Origin of the sequence: Pseudonocardia sp. (genome assembly GCF_050246655.1) — a bacterium.
Classification (GTDB): Bacteria; Actinomycetota; Actinomycetes; order Mycobacteriales; family Pseudonocardiaceae; genus Pseudonocardia.
Window position 1 is genome coordinate 1 of the sequence record NZ_JBFWVQ010000120.1, and the last position, 16,500, is coordinate 16,500.

16 protein-coding genes are annotated in these 16,500 nt (G+C 73.6%); 6 read left to right on the forward strand and 10 right to left on the reverse strand.

The window, feature by feature from the left end; translation table 11 throughout:
• Positions 1 to 193: 193 nt before the first annotated feature.
• A complete protein-coding gene (locus AB7J25_RS25920) occupies positions 194 to 1,348 on the forward strand; it encodes an amidohydrolase family protein (RefSeq protein WP_428513105.1) in 1,155 nt (384 codons plus the stop codon).
• A gap of 179 nt (positions 1,349 to 1,527) precedes the next feature.
• Here AB7J25_RS25920 and AB7J25_RS25925 read toward each other — a convergent pair whose 3' ends face one another.
• Entirely contained in the window at positions 1,528 to 2,571 is a 1,044-nt protein-coding gene (locus AB7J25_RS25925) for a gamma-glutamylcyclotransferase (RefSeq protein WP_428513107.1), read from the reverse strand.
• Between the two features lie 147 nt (positions 2,572 to 2,718).
• Between AB7J25_RS25925 and mtnA the strand changes: the two genes are divergently transcribed.
• Positions 2,719 to 3,678 (forward strand): S-methyl-5-thioribose-1-phosphate isomerase, encoded by a 960-nt coding sequence (mtnA, locus tag AB7J25_RS25930; protein ID WP_428513109.1) that lies wholly within the window; start codon positions 2,719 to 2,721, stop codon positions 3,676 to 3,678.
• A 217-nt stretch (positions 3,679 to 3,895) separates the two neighbouring features.
• Here the strand turns inward: mtnA and AB7J25_RS25935 are convergent, their stop codons facing one another.
• The gene (locus AB7J25_RS25935) at positions 3,896 to 4,687 is read right to left on the reverse strand and encodes a class I SAM-dependent methyltransferase (protein WP_428513111.1); all 792 of its coding nucleotides are present in this window, start codon (positions 4,685 to 4,687) and stop codon (positions 3,896 to 3,898) included.
• A gap of 81 nt (positions 4,688 to 4,768) precedes the next feature.
• Here AB7J25_RS25935 and AB7J25_RS25940 point away from each other — a divergent pair, with 81 nt between their 5' ends.
• The gene (locus tag AB7J25_RS25940) at positions 4,769 to 6,301 is read left to right on the forward strand and encodes a YibE/F family protein (protein WP_428513113.1); all 1,533 of its coding nucleotides are present in this window, start codon (positions 4,769 to 4,771) and stop codon (positions 6,299 to 6,301) included.
• 22 nt (positions 6,302 to 6,323) lie between these two features.
• Here the strand turns inward: AB7J25_RS25940 and AB7J25_RS25945 are convergent, their stop codons facing one another.
• The 4 genes from AB7J25_RS25945 to AB7J25_RS25960 all read right to left on the reverse strand — a co-directional run bounded on the left by AB7J25_RS25945 (position 6,324) and on the right by AB7J25_RS25960 (position 9,465).
• Entirely contained in the window at positions 6,324 to 7,085 is a 762-nt protein-coding gene (locus AB7J25_RS25945; RefSeq protein WP_428513115.1) for a PIG-L deacetylase family protein, read from the reverse strand.
• A 93-nt stretch (positions 7,086 to 7,178) separates the two neighbouring features.
• Positions 7,179 to 7,805: an MBL fold metallo-hydrolase gene (locus AB7J25_RS25950; protein ID WP_428513116.1), complete on the reverse strand. Its 627-nt coding sequence runs from the start codon at positions 7,803 to 7,805 to the stop codon at positions 7,179 to 7,181.
• Positions 7,805 to 8,890 carry an S-(hydroxymethyl)mycothiol dehydrogenase gene (locus tag AB7J25_RS25955; RefSeq protein WP_428513118.1) on the reverse strand — a complete coding sequence of 362 codons (1,086 nt, stop codon included), beginning with the start codon at positions 8,888 to 8,890 and terminating at the stop codon, positions 7,805 to 7,807. Before AB7J25_RS25955 ends, AB7J25_RS25950 begins: the two co-directional genes overlap by 1 nt.
• Before the next feature lie 116 nt (positions 8,891 to 9,006).
• Complete coding sequence (locus AB7J25_RS25960) at positions 9,007 to 9,465, reverse strand: MarR family winged helix-turn-helix transcriptional regulator (RefSeq protein ID WP_428513120.1); 459 nt, start codon at positions 9,463 to 9,465, stop codon at positions 9,007 to 9,009.
• A 54-nt stretch (positions 9,466 to 9,519) separates the two neighbouring features.
• On the opposite strand from AB7J25_RS25960, the gene AB7J25_RS25965 reads away from it, so the two are divergent.
• A complete protein-coding gene (locus AB7J25_RS25965) occupies positions 9,520 to 9,963 on the forward strand; it encodes a nitroreductase family deazaflavin-dependent oxidoreductase (protein WP_428513122.1) in 444 nt (147 codons plus the stop codon).
• A 79-nt stretch (positions 9,964 to 10,042) separates the two neighbouring features.
• Here the strand turns inward: AB7J25_RS25965 and AB7J25_RS25970 are convergent, their stop codons facing one another.
• The 4 genes from AB7J25_RS25970 to AB7J25_RS25985 form a co-directional block, all read right to left on the reverse strand.
• Entirely contained in the window at positions 10,043 to 10,573 is a 531-nt protein-coding gene (locus tag AB7J25_RS25970) for a peptidase inhibitor family I36 protein (RefSeq protein ID WP_428513124.1), read from the reverse strand.
• A 188-nt stretch (positions 10,574 to 10,761) separates the two neighbouring features.
• Complete coding sequence (locus AB7J25_RS25975) at positions 10,762 to 11,160, reverse strand: acyl-CoA thioesterase (RefSeq protein WP_428513126.1); 399 nt, start codon at positions 11,158 to 11,160, stop codon at positions 10,762 to 10,764.
• Complete coding sequence (locus AB7J25_RS25980) at positions 11,160 to 11,909, reverse strand: MerR family transcriptional regulator (RefSeq protein WP_428513128.1); 750 nt, start codon at positions 11,907 to 11,909, stop codon at positions 11,160 to 11,162. Before AB7J25_RS25980 ends, AB7J25_RS25975 begins: the two co-directional genes overlap by 1 nt.
• 201 nt (positions 11,910 to 12,110) lie before the next feature.
• Positions 12,111 to 12,866, reverse strand: coding sequence for an AIM24 family protein (locus tag AB7J25_RS25985; RefSeq protein WP_428513130.1), 756 nt, complete (start codon positions 12,864 to 12,866; stop codon positions 12,111 to 12,113).
• Positions 12,867 to 12,967: 101 nt separating this feature from the next.
• Here AB7J25_RS25985 and AB7J25_RS25990 point away from each other — a divergent pair, with 101 nt between their 5' ends.
• Together AB7J25_RS25990 and AB7J25_RS25995 are read left to right on the forward strand one after the other, a co-directional pair.
• Positions 12,968 to 14,188 (forward strand): acetyl-CoA C-acetyltransferase, encoded by a 1,221-nt coding sequence (locus AB7J25_RS25990; protein WP_428513132.1) that lies wholly within the window; start codon positions 12,968 to 12,970, stop codon positions 14,186 to 14,188.
• 14 nt (positions 14,189 to 14,202) lie between these two features.
• Positions 14,203 to 16,377: a 3-hydroxyacyl-CoA dehydrogenase NAD-binding domain-containing protein gene (locus tag AB7J25_RS25995; RefSeq protein ID WP_428513134.1), complete on the forward strand. Its 2,175-nt coding sequence runs from the start codon at positions 14,203 to 14,205 to the stop codon at positions 16,375 to 16,377.
• Positions 16,378 to 16,500: the final 123 nt, after the last annotated feature.

Genomic DNA, 16,500 nt, shown 5'->3' on the forward strand with positions numbered 1-16,500 from the left:
CCGGCCTGATCCTGACCACCAACTCGCTGGTGGCCGAGGAGCAGACGCCGTGGAACAAGGCCCTCATGACCGAGTTCGGGCAGCTCGACGAGGGCATCCCGCAGCCGTCGCCGGACTCCAGCACGCCGCAGTCGCTGGGTCTCGGACCGTCGATGGGCTGACCGCCCGGTCGGGTGTCGGGCACGTCGCACGCGTGGGAGTCGAGCAGATGTACGGGGTGAGCACGTCCGGGCCGAGGTTCCTGGTCGTCGACGCCCAGGTCCACGCGTGGGACGCCAGCCCACACAACCAGGCCGGCCCGGCCGGCGAGGAGTTCGCCGCCGACCTCCTCCGGCGGCATCGTGAGCTGGACCGGACCCGGGGGGCCGGTGGCGCCGCAACCGCGGTGCCACCGGTCCCACCCGAGGAGGTCGAGCGGGTCAGCGAGGACGGCCTGCACCGCGACCTCTTCGACGCCGGGGTCGACCGTGCCGTCCTGCAGCCGGTCGTGCTCGGGGACCTCTTCGTCCTCGGGTTCTCGCCCGTGGCCTGGCACGCCGAGCTCGCCGAGCGCATGCCGGGGCGGTTCGTGCTCTCCGGGGAGCTCGACCCGGGCGCGGGGCAGGCGGGTGCCCGCGGCATCGGTCCCATGGTCCGCCGCTGGGACCTGCGTGGGCTCACCCTGTGCGAGGGACGCCGGCCCGGGCGGCTCGTCCGGCTCGCCGACCCGTGGGTGCGCCGTGTCCTCGCCCGCTGCAGCAAGGCGGGTGCCGGCGTCGTCCACCTCGGGGTGTCGCCGTCCGCGCAGCCCGCGCCGTGGCGTCGCTGGGACCCCGTGCCCGGCAGCTTCGGGCCGCGGCTGCCCAACTGGGCCGAACCGGTCCGGGCGATCTCCGCACTGCCGGTGCGCACGAACGTCGTCCAGCGGGTGCCGTCCGCGGCGTTCGACGTCGCCCATTTCCGCGAGCTCGCCCGCGCGCTGCCGCGGGTGCAGTTCGTGCTCGGTGCCGGGTGCCTGCCCGGGGACCAGCTGCGCCATCTCGCCCGGCTGCCCAACGTGCACATCGTGCTCACCGAGATGCTGCCGTGGATCGGGAGCCGAGAGTTCATCACCGCGTTCGGCGAGCTGCTGCAGGCGTTCGGGTCCGAGCGGCTGCTGTTCGGCAGCGGGTACCCGATGGTCCGGCCCGGGCGGCTGGTCGGCGAGCTCAGCCGCTTCCAGTTCCCGGACGGCTCGCCCTATCCGCGCCTGGACGACGCCGCGCGCCAGGCCATCCTCGGCGGCAATGCGGCGCGGCTCTACCGCATCCCGATACCCGCCGGGGTGTGCGCGCAGCGGCGGACCGGGGCGGCGGCGGGGCGGGCCTGACCCGCGAGTTCCGCATCCTGCCGCGGCGAGTTGTGGATCCTGCGGCGGCGAGTTGCGCATTCCACCGCCGCGAGTTGCGGATCCTGCCGCGGCGAGTTCCGCATTCCACCGCCGCGAGTTCCGCATTCCACCGCCGCGAGTTGCGCATCTTGACAGGCCGAGTGCGCCGTCCCGTCGGATCACGGCGGCCAGCCGGCCGGCAACTCCCGGAACCCGGCTGTGGGTGCCACCCAGGCGTACACCCAGCACGCCGTGCCGTCGGCCAGCGTGCGCCGGACCCGGCGGTAGTCCGGTCCTTCGTACTCGTCGAGCAATGGCAACAGCCGGACGGGATCGCGCAGCGGGACCAGCGCCGCAGGCACCTCGCCGCGGCCGCCGGGAACCAGCGCGGGCCAGCCCTGCCCTGTGTCGTAGAGCGTCCCGGCCACCCGCAGCGGCCGAGGCGGGCCGCTCGCGTGCGGCGCCACCAGGCTCCAGGACGGTTGCGTCGGCATCAGCAGCCCGTAGGTGAGCAGAGCGGCCGGCCAGTCGTCAGGGTCCGGCGCGCCGCGCACGGTGGGGGCGTCGAGATCATCGTCGCCTGGCTCGCCGTTCAGTGCCTGCGCCTGCACCTGTGCCACCTCGATGCACCGCACCCGTCGGCCGTCGACCAGCAGCGGGCGTCGGATCGTCCCGTGCCCGACGTAGCACCAGGGCGTCTCGACGATCCCGCCGTCCTCGGTACGGACGGTGCCGGTGCGCAGCCGCGCCAGCCGGAAGCGGTCGTCGCGGCCCTCGCAGCGGTCCAGTACCGCGATCTGCTCGGCTGTGGCGAGCCAGACGGCGTGCGTCTCGACGGCACCCGGGGCCGCGGCGAGCACCGCAGGACGCTGGCCGTCGCGGGCGCGCAGGCCGTGTGCCCACACCGCCGCCACGCCTTCGGTGCGGGCGCGCAACACGATGACAGGCCCGGGCAGGCCGAGCTCCCGCCGCAACCAGGTGATCTTGGACGGGCAGCGGTTCGAGCCGTATGCCAGGACCGGGACCCGGGCGGCGGCGGGAGGGGCGTCGCGGGCGGCGAGCCAGTCGTCGAGGTCGTTCCCGGCCACCGACCAGCCCGTCAATGTCGAGGGGTCCGGGCGGAGTCGGAGGATGGTCGCTTCGGTGCCGCCGTCCTCGTGAACGAACGAGCAGGGCGGGACGGCGCCCGGATAGGGGTCGGCCGGGAAGTCGGCGTCACGCACGGCGTGATCGTGCCAGCCGGGGTCTCCGGCAGTACGAACGGCGCAACTCGGCCTGGCGAAATGCGCAACTCGCGGCCGCGGGATGCGGAACTCGCGGCCGCGGGATGCGCAACTCGCGGCGGCGGGATGCGCCGTAGGGTCGGGCTCATGCTGCCGCCGACGATCGCGTGGGTCGACGGGCGGATCGAGCTGCTCGACCAGACCGCGCTGCCCCGCGTCACGACCACCAGCGTCGCCACGGTGGACCAGCTGGTCGACGCCATCCGTCGCCTGGTCGTGCGCGGTGCGCCCGCCCTCGGGGCCGCGGGCGCGCTTGGCGTCGCTCTCGCCGCCCGCACCGTCGCCGCCGAGGAACTCGCCGCCGAGGCCGCGCGCATCGCGGCCGCGCGGCCCACCGCCGTCAACCTGGAGGTCGGGGTCCGCCGCGCGCTCGCCGCCGCCGACGACGGCCCGCAGGCTGTGCTCGCCGCCGCGCTCGTGCTCATGGCCGAGGACGTCGACTCCTGCCGCGCCGTCGGTGACCGCGGCGCTGCGCTCCTGCGCGAGCTCTGCGGCCCCGCCCCGCTGCGCCTGCACACGCACTGCAACGCCGGTGCGGCCGCCTGCGTCGGTATCGGGACGGCGCTGGGCGTCGTGCGGGCCCTGCACGAGGTGGGTGGCGTGCGCTACGTCGTCGCGGACGAGACGCGGCCGCTCCTGCAGGGCGCCCGCATCACCGCCGTCGAGCTGGGTGCGATGGGCGTGGAGCACCGCCTCGTCGTGGACGGGGCCGGGCCGTCGATCATCGCGCGCGGGCTCGTGGACGCCGTCGTCGTCGGGGCGGACCGGATCGCCGCGAACGGCGACGTCGCCAACAAGATCGGGACCTACCCGCTCGCCCTCGCCGCGGCCCGCGCCGGGATCCCCTTCCTCGTCGCCGCCCCCGAGACCACCGTCGACCCCGCTACGCCGGACGGCGCCGCGATCGAGATCGAGGAACGCGACCCGGGCGAGGTCCTCGGGACCACCGCCCCGCACGGCAGCGCCGCGTGGAACCCGGCGTTCGACGTGACCCCGGCCGACCTGGTGACCGCGATAGTCACCGACGCCCGCACCTGGCGCCCCTGACCAGCGACGGGACCTGCACCGCGCCTTGATGAGATGCGCAACTCGCCCGGACCAGAGGCGCGACTCGCCCGGATGAGAAGCGCGACTCGCCCTGATGAGATGCGCGACTCGCCCTGACGAGAGGCGCGACTCGCCCGGATGAGAAGCGCGACTCGCCCTGACGGGATGCGCGACTCGCCCTGACGAGATGCGCAACTCGCGGACGTCGTCGGGGCGCTCAGGCGACGGCCGTCACGACCGCGTAGCCCGCCTCGACGCGCACCGGCTCACCCGCCGGCCCGGCCAGCTCCTCGACGGCCGCGAACATCTCGCCCGCCCCCTCGCCGAGCGCCGCCTGCGCGGCACGGTGTGACGGTGAGTGGTCCACCAGGAAGCGGGTGAGCGCGGCGGGGGACGAGAACTCCCAGGGCAGATCCCCCGGCCGGAACGTGACGTCGGAGAAGCCGGCCTTCGCGAGCCACCCCGCCACGACCTCCTCGCGACCCCAGTCCAGCTCGTCGGCGATCCCCGGCGGTGTCGGCAACCAGCGCCGCATCACCGAGGTCATCTCGCCCACGAACCCGTGCGGGCGCCACGCCGTGAACGCGAGCGTGCCGCCGGGCACCAGCACCCGCCGCGCCTGTGTGAGCGCCACGTCCGGGCGCGGCGCGTAGATCACCCCGAACGAGGAGAGCACGGCGTCCACCGATGCGTCCGGCAGCGGCAGGGACTCGGCGTCCGCCTCCAGCCACTCGACGGGCAGGCCTTCCGTGCGTGCCCGCCCGACCTCCACCATCCGTGGCGAGAGGTCGGCCGCGACGACCCGCGTGCCGCGCGCGGAGACGAGGATCGCGACGTTGCCCGTGCCGGCGGCTAGGTCCAGCACGCGCTCTGCCGGGTCCGGCGCCACCGCCTCGACCAGCTGCGCAGCAGCGGGGGCGACCCGGCCGGCGAGGCCGCTGTAGTCGCCCTCGCCCCACATGGCGCGCATCCGGGAGGTGTACTCGGTGGTGTCGAACTCGTCTGCCACGCGCGGGACGCTACCCCCAGGGTTGAAGGTCACGGCGGGGTCACGGAACGGGGCCGGGGATGGCCGCGCAAGGATGCCGCGGTGGACCCCGACGCACCGACGCCGCCCGGAGGCCTCGCCCACGCGCCGACGCCGCCGCACGGCACGTCTCTCCCGCGCCCCGATGAGACCCGGCCCGCGGGCGGGCGCAGGCGGGCCGACGGCGAGGGGGATCCGCCTGCCGCGCGGACGGGCGCGCACCGGGTGAGCGGGGTGGCGGAGGATTCGCCTGCCGCGCGAACGGGCGCGCACCGGGTGAGCGGGGTGGCGGAGGATTCGCCTGCCGCGCGGACGGGCGCGCACCGGGTGGCGGATCGGGCGTCGGGCCGACGGGCCGCAGGAGCGCGTGGCCGCTCGGCCGCCGCACCAGCCGAACCGGCCGCGCCCGCGGGACAGGCCCACGGCCATGGGCACGGCCACGGCCCGCCCGCCCCCGCGAGCCGCCGCGTCGTCATCCTCATCGCCTGCCTGCTGATCCCCGCCGCGCTCGCGACCCTCGCCGGGCTCGTCCTGCTGCACCCGGGCGCCCGCCCGCAGGCGACCGAAGGCGCGGCGGCGCTGCCGCGGGTCCCCGCCCAGGTGACCGCAGCGACCCCCGCGGACTGCGACGGCGCCGCGGGCGGGAGCGGCTGCGTCGCGCTCGCCGTCGTGCCGGAGGAGGGGCCGCTCGCCGGGCAGGCGATCACGCTGCTCGTCTCGGCACCGCAGCCGGGCCGGGGCGCCACCACGACCTACGAGGTGGGCGACCCCGTGGAGCTGGTGTGGTCGGGTGACCCCGCCGACCCGGCCTCGTACGAGGTCTCGGACTTCCAGCGTGGCGGGCCGCTCACCGTGCTCGCGCTGCTGTTCGCGCTGGCCGTGGTGGCGCTGGGGCGCTGGCAGGGGGTCAAGGCCCTGGTGGCACTGGGCCTGACCGGGATCGTGCTGGTCACGTTCATGCTGCCCGCGATCCTGGCGGGCGAGGACCCGCTGTGGGTCGCTGTGGTCGGCTCGTGCGCGATCATGTTCGTCGTCCTCTACCTGACGCACGGCTTCTCGGCCCGCACCTCGACGGCCGTCCTCGGCACGCTCGCGAGCCTGCTCCTCATCGGGGTGCTGGGTGTCGTGTTCGCGACCGCGACCAGGCTCACGGGCCTCGACGAGGACACCGCGAACCTCGGCGCAGCCCTCGGCCTGACGGTCGACGGCCGCGGCCTCGTGCTGGCAGGCCTGATCATCGGCGCGCTGGGCGCGCTCGACGACGTCACGGTCACCCAGACCAGCGCCGTCTGGGAGCTGCGGGCGGCCGACCCCGGCACCCGTCCCGGGAGGCTCTTCGCGTCCGGGATGCGGATCGGGCGCGACCACGTCGCCTCCGCCGTCAACACCCTCGTCCTCGCCTACGCGGGCGCTGCCCTGCCGTTGCTGCTGCTGTTCGCCGTGGCCGAGCGCGGCCTTGGCGACGCCCTCACGACGCAGGTGATCGCCACCGAGGTCGTGCGAACGCTCGTCGGCAGCATCGGCATCGTCGCCTCCGTACCGCTGACGACGGGGCTCGCCGTGCTGGTCAGCGCCGGTGGCCCGGCGCGGCGGTGAACTCAGCGACCCTCAGCGACCCTCAGTCCGCCACTCGGAAGCACTCCGTCGCCACGAAGGCCCGGTACCGCCCCCCGAGCGCGGCCCGCAGCGGCCCGGTCTGCGTGGCGTGCAGCTCCAGCGCCGCCACCTTCCGGTCCAGGGCGGCCCCGCTCAAGGCCAGGTCCACCGCGAGGTCGGACGGCGGGCACACGGGCCCGTCGCCGCGCTCCCCCATCGGCTCGACGAAAGCCCCGAACTCTGCCGCCTGCTCCGGGCGGACGGCGGCGTGCAGCAGCCGCGGCACCGGCCACGTCGCGCCTTCCAGGGCGGCGGCGGTCCAGGCGGAGACGGCACGGTGGTCGGGATGGCCCGTCATACCGTCCGGGCCGAAGGTGAGCACAGTGTCCGGGGCGAAGGCGTCGACGAGGCGGGTCAGCTCGGCGACCGCGGCCGCCGGGTCGCCCAGCGCGAGGTGCCCGTCCAGGAAGGAGCGCCCGGTGTCCGCGCCGAGGAGATGGCGGCCGATCCGCTCGTGCCCGGCGTCGAGCAGGGCGAGGGCCGCCGCGGACTCGGCGAGCCGTTCGGCGGCAAGCCGGGCGGGTGGCCAGCGCGCGGGATCGTCCGTGCCGCGCTCGCCGCGCGTCACCGTCACGACGACGACGCGGTTGCCCGCGGCCGCGGCGGCGGCCATGAGGCCGGCGGACAGGTACACCTCGTCGTCGGGATGTGCCCAGACGCCGAGGATGGTGCCCAGCGCGGCGACGTCGGCCGTCGTGCGCACGGGTGCGGTGCGTGTCTGCATGCCGCCAGCGTCGGCACCGCGGCTGCCACGCCGCGCGCACGGGCTTGCAGCGGGCTGTCGCGAGTACGACGGCCCGCTGCAGGCGGCAATCGCTCAGTGTCCCCGGGCGATCCATTCGTCGAGGTGGGGTGACTCGGCGCCGATCCGCGTGGAGTCCCCGTGCCCGGTGCGGACCTCGGTGTCGCCGGGCAGCGTCAGCAACTTCTCCCGGATCGACTCGATGATCGTGTCGAACGAGGAGTACGACCGCCCGGTGGCGCCCGGCCCGCCCTGGAACAGCGTGTCGCCCGAGAAGACGAGCCCGAGATCCGGCACGTAGAGGCAGGTGGAGCCGGGCGAATGGCCCGGGGTCTGCAGCACCTGCAGCTCCACGCCGCCCGCCCGCAGGACGTCGCCGTCGCGCAGCTCGCCGTCGGGCTTGCGGTCCGGCCAGTTCATCTCCCACAGCGGGGACTCGGCCGGGTTGAGCAGGATCGGCGCGCCGAACCGGTCGGCCAGCGCGGGTGCCTGGTTGACGTGGTCGTCGTGGGCGTGGGTGCACACGATCGCGACGACGCGGCGGTCGCCCACCTTCTCCGCGATCGCGGCGGCGTCGTGCGCGGCGTCGATGACGAGGACCTCGTTCTCGTCACCGACGATCCACACGTTGTTGTCGACGTCCCACGTGCTGCCGTCCAGGGAGAACGTCCCGGACGTGACCAGGTGCTCGACGGGAGGCATCAGAGCACGACCACCGACCGCAGCACCTCGCCGTGGTGCATCTTCTCGAACGCGGCCTCGACGTCGTCGAGGGCGATCGTCTCGGACACGAACTTCTCCAACGGCAGCCGGCCCTGCAGGTGCAGGTCGATGAGCATGGGGAAGTCGCGGGTGGGCAGGCAGTCGCCGTACCAGGACGACTTGGTGGCCCCGCCGCGGCCGAACACGTCGATCAGCGGCAGCTCCAGCACGAGATCGGGGGTGGGCACCCCGACCAGCACGGCGGTGCCGGCGAGGTCGCGGGCGTAGAAGGCCTGCTTGAAGGTCTCGGGGCGGCCGACGGCGTCCACGACGACGTTCGCGCCGTGGCCGCCGGTGAGGGCGTGCACGGCCTCGACGACGTCGGTCTCGCGGGCGTTGATCGTGTGGGTGGCGCCGAACTGCTCCGCCCACTCGAGCTTGCGCGGGTCGGTGTCGATCGCGATGATCGTGGACGCCCCGGCGAGGTTCGCACCCATGATCGCCGCGTCGCCCACGCCACCGCAGCCGATGACGGCGATGGAGTCGCCCCGCCCGATGCCCCCGGTGTTCACCGCGGCGCCGAAGCCTGCCATGACACCGCAGCCGAGCAGCCCGGCGACCTCCGGCTTCGCGGCCGGGTTGACCTTCGTGCACTGGCCCGCGGCGACCAGGGTCTTGTCGACGAACGCGCCGATGCCCAGGGCCGGGGAGAGCTCCTGGCCCGACTCCAGCGTCATCTTCTGCGACGCGTTGTGGGTGGCGAAGCAGTACCACGGGGTGCCGCGCCGGCAGGCCCGGCACTGGCCGCACACGGCACGCCAGTTGAGGATCACGAAGTCGCCGGGCGCGACGTCGGTGACGCCCTCGCCCACTTCCTCGACCACCCCCGCGGCCTCGTGGCCGAGCAGGAACGGGAAGTCGTCGTTGATCCCGCCCTCGCGGTAGTGCAGATCGGTGTGGCACACCCCGCAGGCCTGCACCTGCACGACGGCCTCACCGGGGCCGGGGTCGGGGATCACGATCGTCTCGACGGAGACCGGCTCACCCTTCTTGTGGGCCACTACCCCACGGACGTTCTGCGGCATCGTTGCGCTCCCGGGAATCGGTTCTGTCGGCTATGCGCAGCCTGCCATGTGATCGCGAACGGCGCGGTCCCTGGTTCGGCGGTCCCGTACGGTGCGGCGGCGGCGGCCGAGCCGGATCAGCCCCCCGCGCGGATGCGCTCGGCCGCGGCCAGCTGGAGGTCGCGGCCGAGGTCGAGGAAGCGGACGACGACGGCGAGCTCGGCGTCGGTGAACGTCTGGCCGATGCGCCGCCCACCGGTGCGGACGGGACCGAACAACGTGTCCAGTTGGCGTGCGGCGGCGGGCTCGATGCCGATGACGGCTCGCCTGCGGTCCGCGGGATCGGTGTCGCGGCGCACGAGGCCACGGGCGGCGAGGCGCTGCACCGCCTCGGTGGTGGCGGCGGGGCTCAGCTCGGCCGCCGCGGCCATCGCGCCCGCCGACGCCGGCCCGTCGACGTGCAGTGCGGCGAGGATGCGCAGGTCGCTGCGGTTGACCCCGAGGTGCGCGGCCGCCGCGAGGCGGACGGCCTCGGCGGCGTCACCGAACTCCCTGGCGGCCCGGGACGCCTCGTCCAGCGACGTTTGTTTCGGCATCCGAAGGAGTGTACAGTCGGCGGCATCGTTTCGGAAACCGAAGGAGTGATCGACGTGACGGCGCCCGCCCTGCCGCGCTGGCTGTTCCCGATGAACAAGGTTCTCGTCGCGCTCGGCCGCCTCGGGGTGGTCACGGGGCCGGTACGCGTGCTGACCGTGCCGGGCCGGGTGTCGGGGCAGCCGCGCACGACCCCCGTCACGCCGATCGTCGTGGACGGCCGCCGCTACGTCATCGCGGCGCTCCCGGATGCGGACTGGGCCCGCAACGCCCGCGCCGCCGGCCGTGGCGAGCTGGCCCGCGGGCGCCGACGGGAGCCGGTCGCCATCCGCGACGTGGACGACCCGGAGGTCCGGGAGGCCGTGCTGCGGGCGTTCCCCGGCCAGGCTCCCGGCGGGGTCCCGTTCTTCGTGCGGCTCGGGCTCGTCGAGCGCGCGGATCCGGAGCAGTTCGCGGCCCTGGCGGCCCGGGTGGCCGTGTTCGAGATCAGCCCGGCCTGACGCCGGACCGGCGCCGGGTGACCGACCCCCCGGGCGGCCACCCGGCACCGATCACTCGGCGCTGATCACTCGGCGCTGATCACTCGGCGCTCTCGCTCGCCGCCGTGTCGTCGGCCGGTTCCTCGGTGGAGGGGCCGGCCGTCTCCTCCGCGGGCGCGCTCTCCTGCGAACCGGACGGCGAGCTCGACGTGCCCGGCTGTGCTCCCGGTACGGCCGCGGGCCCCGGCCGCCGCAGCCGCACGGACGCGGCCTCGGCGAACGACGGAGTCTTGCGGCCCGGCTCGATGCCCACCACGACACCGCCGACACAGCCGCCTGCGGCGTAGAACACGGCCGTGAACGGGGAGTCGTTGATCGCCGAGGCGGCGCCGCGCGGCAGGTTGTGGCACTCCCCGGCCGCACCGTCGCCGATCGCGGTGAGCTCACCTGCGTAGGCGCGTTGCGGCCACGTGCAGAGGCTGCCGTCGTCGCACAGTCCGGCCGGGGCGGTGGTGCCTGGCGGCGGGGCCTGCTCGTCGGGGGCGGCCAGGGCCGTCCCGGTCGCGGTGGCGAGCGCGAGTCCGCACGCGACCGCGAGCAGCGTCGCACGGGCGGGCTGGAGCCTGCTCATCTGGTTCCCTCCGGGTCGAGTCGGCGTGCCGGGATCGGGCTCCGACCGCCCACAACAAGGCGCGCCGGAACCGGTCACCTCGGGCGGCCGGCGGTCACCCGACAGCGCCGTCCGGTCACTCGGTCTGCCCAACGAGGCGGGAAGAGAAGAGATTCGGCCGAACGGGCTTATTCGCTGAGCCGAACGGCTCACACGCCGTCGAGCGCGTCCCGGATCAGCGGGGGAACCAGCCGCTTGCCGGAGCCGTCCGTCGCCACGACGACGTACACGGTGTGGCCCGCGCACGTCACGTCGTGGCCGTCGCGGAGCACCCGGAAGTCCAGCGCGAAGCTGGTCTGCCCGATCCGTGCGGTGCTCACCTCGACGCCGACGGCGTCGCCGAACCCGACCCCGGCGTGCCAGTCGATCTCGGAGCGCACGACCTGCACGTCGTAGCCCGCGTCGAGCATCGTGCGGTAGGGCAGCCCGCGATGGGCGAGATAGGCCGTCATGGCGTCGTCGAACCAGGCGAGGTACCAGGCGTTGAACACGACGCCCTGCGCGTCCACCTCGAGGTAGCGCACCGCGATGGGATGGACGAAGGGCATCAGGCGAGCCGATCCCGGATCGTGCGGTTCACGGCGCGGCCGAACGCGGAGACGACGCCGCGGACGGTGATCGGCTTGAGCTGCGTGAGGGCGTCCACCAGCCGCGAGCGTTCGGCGGTGCCGCGCCCGCCTTCCCGGAACGGCCGGAGCACCTCGTCCTGGAACAGCTCCATCAGCTCCTCCGCCATGGCCGTGGTGTGCTTGTCGATGACCACGTGCGCACGCTTCCAGACCTGCGGTGGCAGGCCGGAGTCCAGGACGGCGAGACCTTCCCCGATCATCCCGGCGCCGCGCAGCCGCACGCGGCCGTCGTCGAGGCGCCGGACGACGCCGAGGCCTTCGAGGGCGGCGAGGTCGTCCGGGCCGAGGGCGCGGCCGGCGCGGCGTTCCAGCTCCGCGTGGTCGATCTCCTCGATCTGCTCGGGGACCCAGGGGGTGAGCAAGGCCCGGTGCAGGGCGAGCTCCTCGGCGTCCGCGGTGGTGGGGAGGCGTTCGAGCTGCGCCTCGATGCCGGAGAGGGTGAAGCCCAACCCCGACAGCTCGCTGACCAGTTCCAGCCGTGCGACGTGGTCCGGCCCGTAGAGCCCGGTGCGCCCGCGCAGCCGCGGCGGCGGGAGCAGCCCCCGCCCGGCGTAGAACCGGATGTTGCGGACCGTGATCCCCGTGCGGGCCGCCAGCTGGTCGATCGTCAGCAGTTCCGCGTCCGGCGGGTTGCCGGACAGCTTGTCGGACAGGTTCGGCGCGACCACCCGAGCAGGTTACGACACCGATGCCCCGACGTGACAGCAGCGGTGTCGCGTCACCCCGCGCTACCCCGTGTCGGCCCGTGCCACCCCGTGCCGCCCCGCGTTCCGCGCGAACGGCACGAATGGGAAGACCTATGTCCCGTACGTGCCGTTCGCGCAACCGGGGGGCGGGGGGAACGGGGCGGGGTCACAGGGGGACGGGGTTCAGCGCCCGCCGCCGAGGAAGCCGCCGATCACGCCGCCCAGGCCGTCGTTGTTCTGCCCACCGGCGTTGCCGCTTCCGGTGCCCGCGACCGCGCCGGCCGGCAGCTCCTCGCAGGGCTGCACGACGACGAACCCGCGCCCGGCGAAGCTCATCGTGAACGCCTCGCCGGTGGTGCGGCCGAGGAACGTGTGCAGGTTGAGCTGGTCCGCGCGGTGGAAGCCGGTCTGCAGCGACGCCGACCAGCAGACGGCCGCCTGCGGGTCCGCGTACGTGGGCTGGTCCACGTTCAGCACCACCGGCGAGCCCTTGCAGGTGATGGCGATGCGGCCGTGCCCGGAGAAGACGCAGTTGTAGTAGCCCGCGTTGGACAGGTACCCGGCGCCCTGAACGCGGTGGATGTCCCAGCGCAGCGTGGGCTCGAACGCGAGGACGTTCCTGCCGTTGATCGTGAGACCGTCGCCGGTTTCGAGGTCGATGGTGAAGACGTCGGCGGCGTTGTCGGCGAGGAACAGGTCGCCGCGGCCGGTGACCCGCATCATCGGGACGCCCTCGCCGGTGAACGTCTGCTTGAGGAAGCCCGCGATGCCGCCGGAGCCCAGCGCGGCGAACTCCATCTGGCCCTGGTAGGCGACCATGGTCCCCTGCCGGACGAGCACCTCGCCGTTCAGGCCCACCTTGAGCATCTTGGAGTTCTGGAGCGTCATCCCCGGCGACTGCGTCTCCGCGCGGTCGGGGCTGAACAGGTCGCTGCGCACGGCGGCCAGTATGGCTGGCGCCACAGCGTGGCCCACCTTGACCCATATGACAGCACTGCTGTAACAAAGCAGGAGACCTGCTATCGACAGGAGAGGTCGGCATGAGCACCATCCCCGAGGCCTATGTCTACGACGCCGTACGCACCCCGCGCGGCCGCGGCAAGGCGAACGGCTCGCTGCACGAGGTCAAGCCGGTGTCGCTGGTCGTCGGCCTGATCGACGAGATCCGCGCCCGCCACCCGGAGCTCGACCCGGCCACGATCGACGACGTCGTCCTCGGCGTCGTGAGCCCCCTCGGCGACCAGGGCGGTGACATCGCCAAGACGGCCGCCATCGCCGCAGGCCTTCCGGACACGGTCGCGGGCGTGCAGCTCAACCGCTTCTGCGCCTCCGGGCTGGAAGCCGTGAACCAAGCGGCGCTGCGCGTGCGCTCCGGGATGGAGGAGCTGCTGCTGGCCGGCGGCGTCGAGTCGATGTCGCGGGTACCGATGGGCTCGGACGGCGGCGCGTGGGCGATGGACCCGGACACCAACTACTCGACCGGCTTCGTCCCCCAGGGCATCGGCGCCGACCTCATCGCCACGCTCGAGGGCTGGACGCGCGACGACGTCGACGCGTACGCGATGGAGTCGCAGACGCGCGCCGCGAAGGCGTGGGCGAACGGCTACTTCGCGCGGTCCGTGGTCCCGGTCAAGGACCGCAACGGCCTGCCCGTGCTGGACCGCGACGAGCACGTCCGCGCCGGCACCACGATGGAGGCCCTCGGCGCGCTCAAGCCGTCCTTCGCGATGATGGGCGAGGCGGGCGGCTTCGACGCCGTGGCGCTGCAGCGCTACCACTGGGTCGAGAAGATCGACCACGTCCACACCCCCGGCAACTCCTCCGGCATCGTGGATGGCGCTGCCCTCGTACTGATCGGCTCTGAAGCCGCAGGGGCCGCGGCGAATCTCACCCCGCGCGCCCGCGTCCTCGCCACCGCCGTCTCCGGGGCCGACCCGACGATCATGCTCACCGGCCCCGCCCCCGCCGCCCGCAAGGCGCTGGGGAAGGCCGGGCTCACGGCCGACCAGATCGACCTCTACGAGATCAACGAGGCGTTCGCCTCGGTCGCCATGCGGTTCATGCGCGACATGGGCGTCGACCACGAGATCACCAACGTCAACGGCGGCGCGATCGCCATGGGCCACCCCCTCGGCGCCACGGGCGCGATGATCCTCGGCACCCTGATCGACGAGCTGGAGCGCCGGGACCTGCGCCGCGGCCTCGCCACGCTCTGCGTCGGTGGCGGCATGGGCATCGCCTGCATCGTCGAGCGGGTCTGAAGGAACGGGGAACGATGAGCGAGCAGAAGGCCGTCCGCTGGGAGAAGGGCGCCGACGGCGTCGTCGTCGTCACGCTCGACGACCCCGGCAGGAGCGCCAACACGATGAACGAGCGCTACGTCACCGCGATGGGCGAGTGTGTCGATGCGCTGGTGGCGGGCAAGGACGACATCAACGGGGTGATCGTCACCTCGGCGAAGAAGACCTTCTTCGCCGGTGGCGACCTGGACTCCCTGATCAAGGCGACGCCCGCGGATGCTCCCATGATCTTCGCGGCGTCGATGGAGATCAAGCGCCAACTGCGCAGGCTGGAGACGCTCGGCAAGCCGGTCGTCGCGGCGCTGAATGGCACCGCCCTCGGTGGCGGCCTGGAGATCGCGCTGGCCTGCCACCGTCGCGTCGCCGTGGACGGCAAGGGCGTGGTGTTCGGCCTGCCCGAGGTGACGCTCGGCCTGCTGCCCGGCGGCGGCGGGGTGGTGCGCACGACGCGGCTGCTGGGCATCGCGAACGCCGTCATGAACGTCCTCGTGCAGGGCCAGCGGCACAAGCCGGCCAAGGCCGTCGAGGTGGGGATCGTAGACGAGCTGGTGGCCACGCAGGAGGAGCTGCTCCCGGCAGCACGCGCCTGGATCGCCGCTGTGGGCGGGCCGGGCAAGGACCCTGTCGCCCAGCCGTGGGACCGGCCCGGCTACAAGATCCCCGGCGGCACCCCGGCCACGCCGAAGCTGGCGGCGGTGCTGCCCGCGTTCCCGGCGAACCTGCGCAAGCAGCTCAAGGGCGCGCCGATGCCGGCGCCGCGCAACATCCTCTCCGCGGCCGTCGAGGGCGCCCAGGTCGACATCGACACCGCGTTCCGGATCGAGGCGCGCTACTTCGTCGAGCTGGCCTGCGGCCAGGTCTCCACGAACATGACCAAGGCGTTCTTCTTCGACCTCAACGCCATCAACAACGGGACGTCCCGCCCGGACGGTTTCGAGAAGTGGGCGCCCACCAAGGTCGCCGTCCTCGGCGCCGGGATGATGGGTGCGGGCATCGCGTACGTGTGCGCGCTCGCCGGCTGGGAGGTCGTGCTCAAGGATGTCTCGGCGGAGGCGGCGCGCAAGGGCAAGGCGTACTCCGAGGGCCTGGTCGCCAAGGGCGTGCAGCGCGGGAAGACCACCCAGGAGAAGGGCGACGCCCTGCTCGCCCGGATCACCCCGACGGCCGACTACGAGGACGTCCGCGGTGCGGACGTCGTGATCGAGGCGGTGTTCGAGTCGGTGGAGCTCAAGCACCGCGTGTTCGCCGAGGTGGCGCCGTACCTGACCGCCGACGCGCTGCTGTGCTCGAACACCTCCACCCTGCCGATCACGACGCTCGCGGAAGGCGTCGACCGCCCGCGGGACTTCATCGGCCTGCACTTCTTCTCCCCGGTCGACAGGATGCCGCTCGTGGAGATCATCCGCGGCGAGCAGACCGCGGACGAGACCCTGGCCAAGGCCTTCGACGTCACCCTGGCGATCCGCAAGACGCCGATCGTCGTCAACGACAGCCGCGGCTTCTTCACCTCGCGGGTGATCGGCACGTTCCTCAACGAGGGCGTGGCGATGCTCGCCGAGGGCATCGACCCGCAGACCATCGAGCAGGCCTCCGCGCAGGCGGGCTACCCGGCCCCGGTGCTGCAGCTCATGGACGAGCTCACGCTCACGCTGCCGCAGAAGATCCGCAACGAGTCGAAGCGGGCCGTCGAGGAGGCGGGTGGCACCTGGGACCAGCACCCGGCCGAGGCGGTCATCGACCGGCTCGTCGAGGCGGGCCGCACCGGAAAGTCGGGCGGCGCCGGCTTCTACGAGTACGCCGACGGCAAGCGGGCCGGCCTCTGGCCGGGCCTGCGCACCGAGCTGGGCGCGGTGAACCACGACGTCGACCTGCACGAGCTCTCCGAGCGGATGCTCTTCATCGAGGCCATCGAGACCCAGCGCTGCTTCGACGAGGGCGTGCTGACGTCGGTGCCGGACGCCAACATCGGCTCGATCTTCGGCATCGGCTTCCCCGCCTGGACGGGCGGCGTCGTGCAGTACGTCGAGGGCTACCCGGGTGGCGTCGCGGGCTTCGTGGCGCGGGCCGACGAGTTCGTCAAGAAGTTCGGCGCGCGGTTCGAGGTGCCGGAGTCGCTGCGGGCCCGCGCGACCCAGGTGCCCGCGGCCTGATCGAGCCAGTCGCATAACTGCTCGTATTGCCGGTGAGGGATGGCCGGGCTGGCCCGGTATGGGGTTATCGCTGCTTGTGGGCGTGCAGCTTGAGCAGGTTGTGGGCGGTGCAGGCGAGGTGCC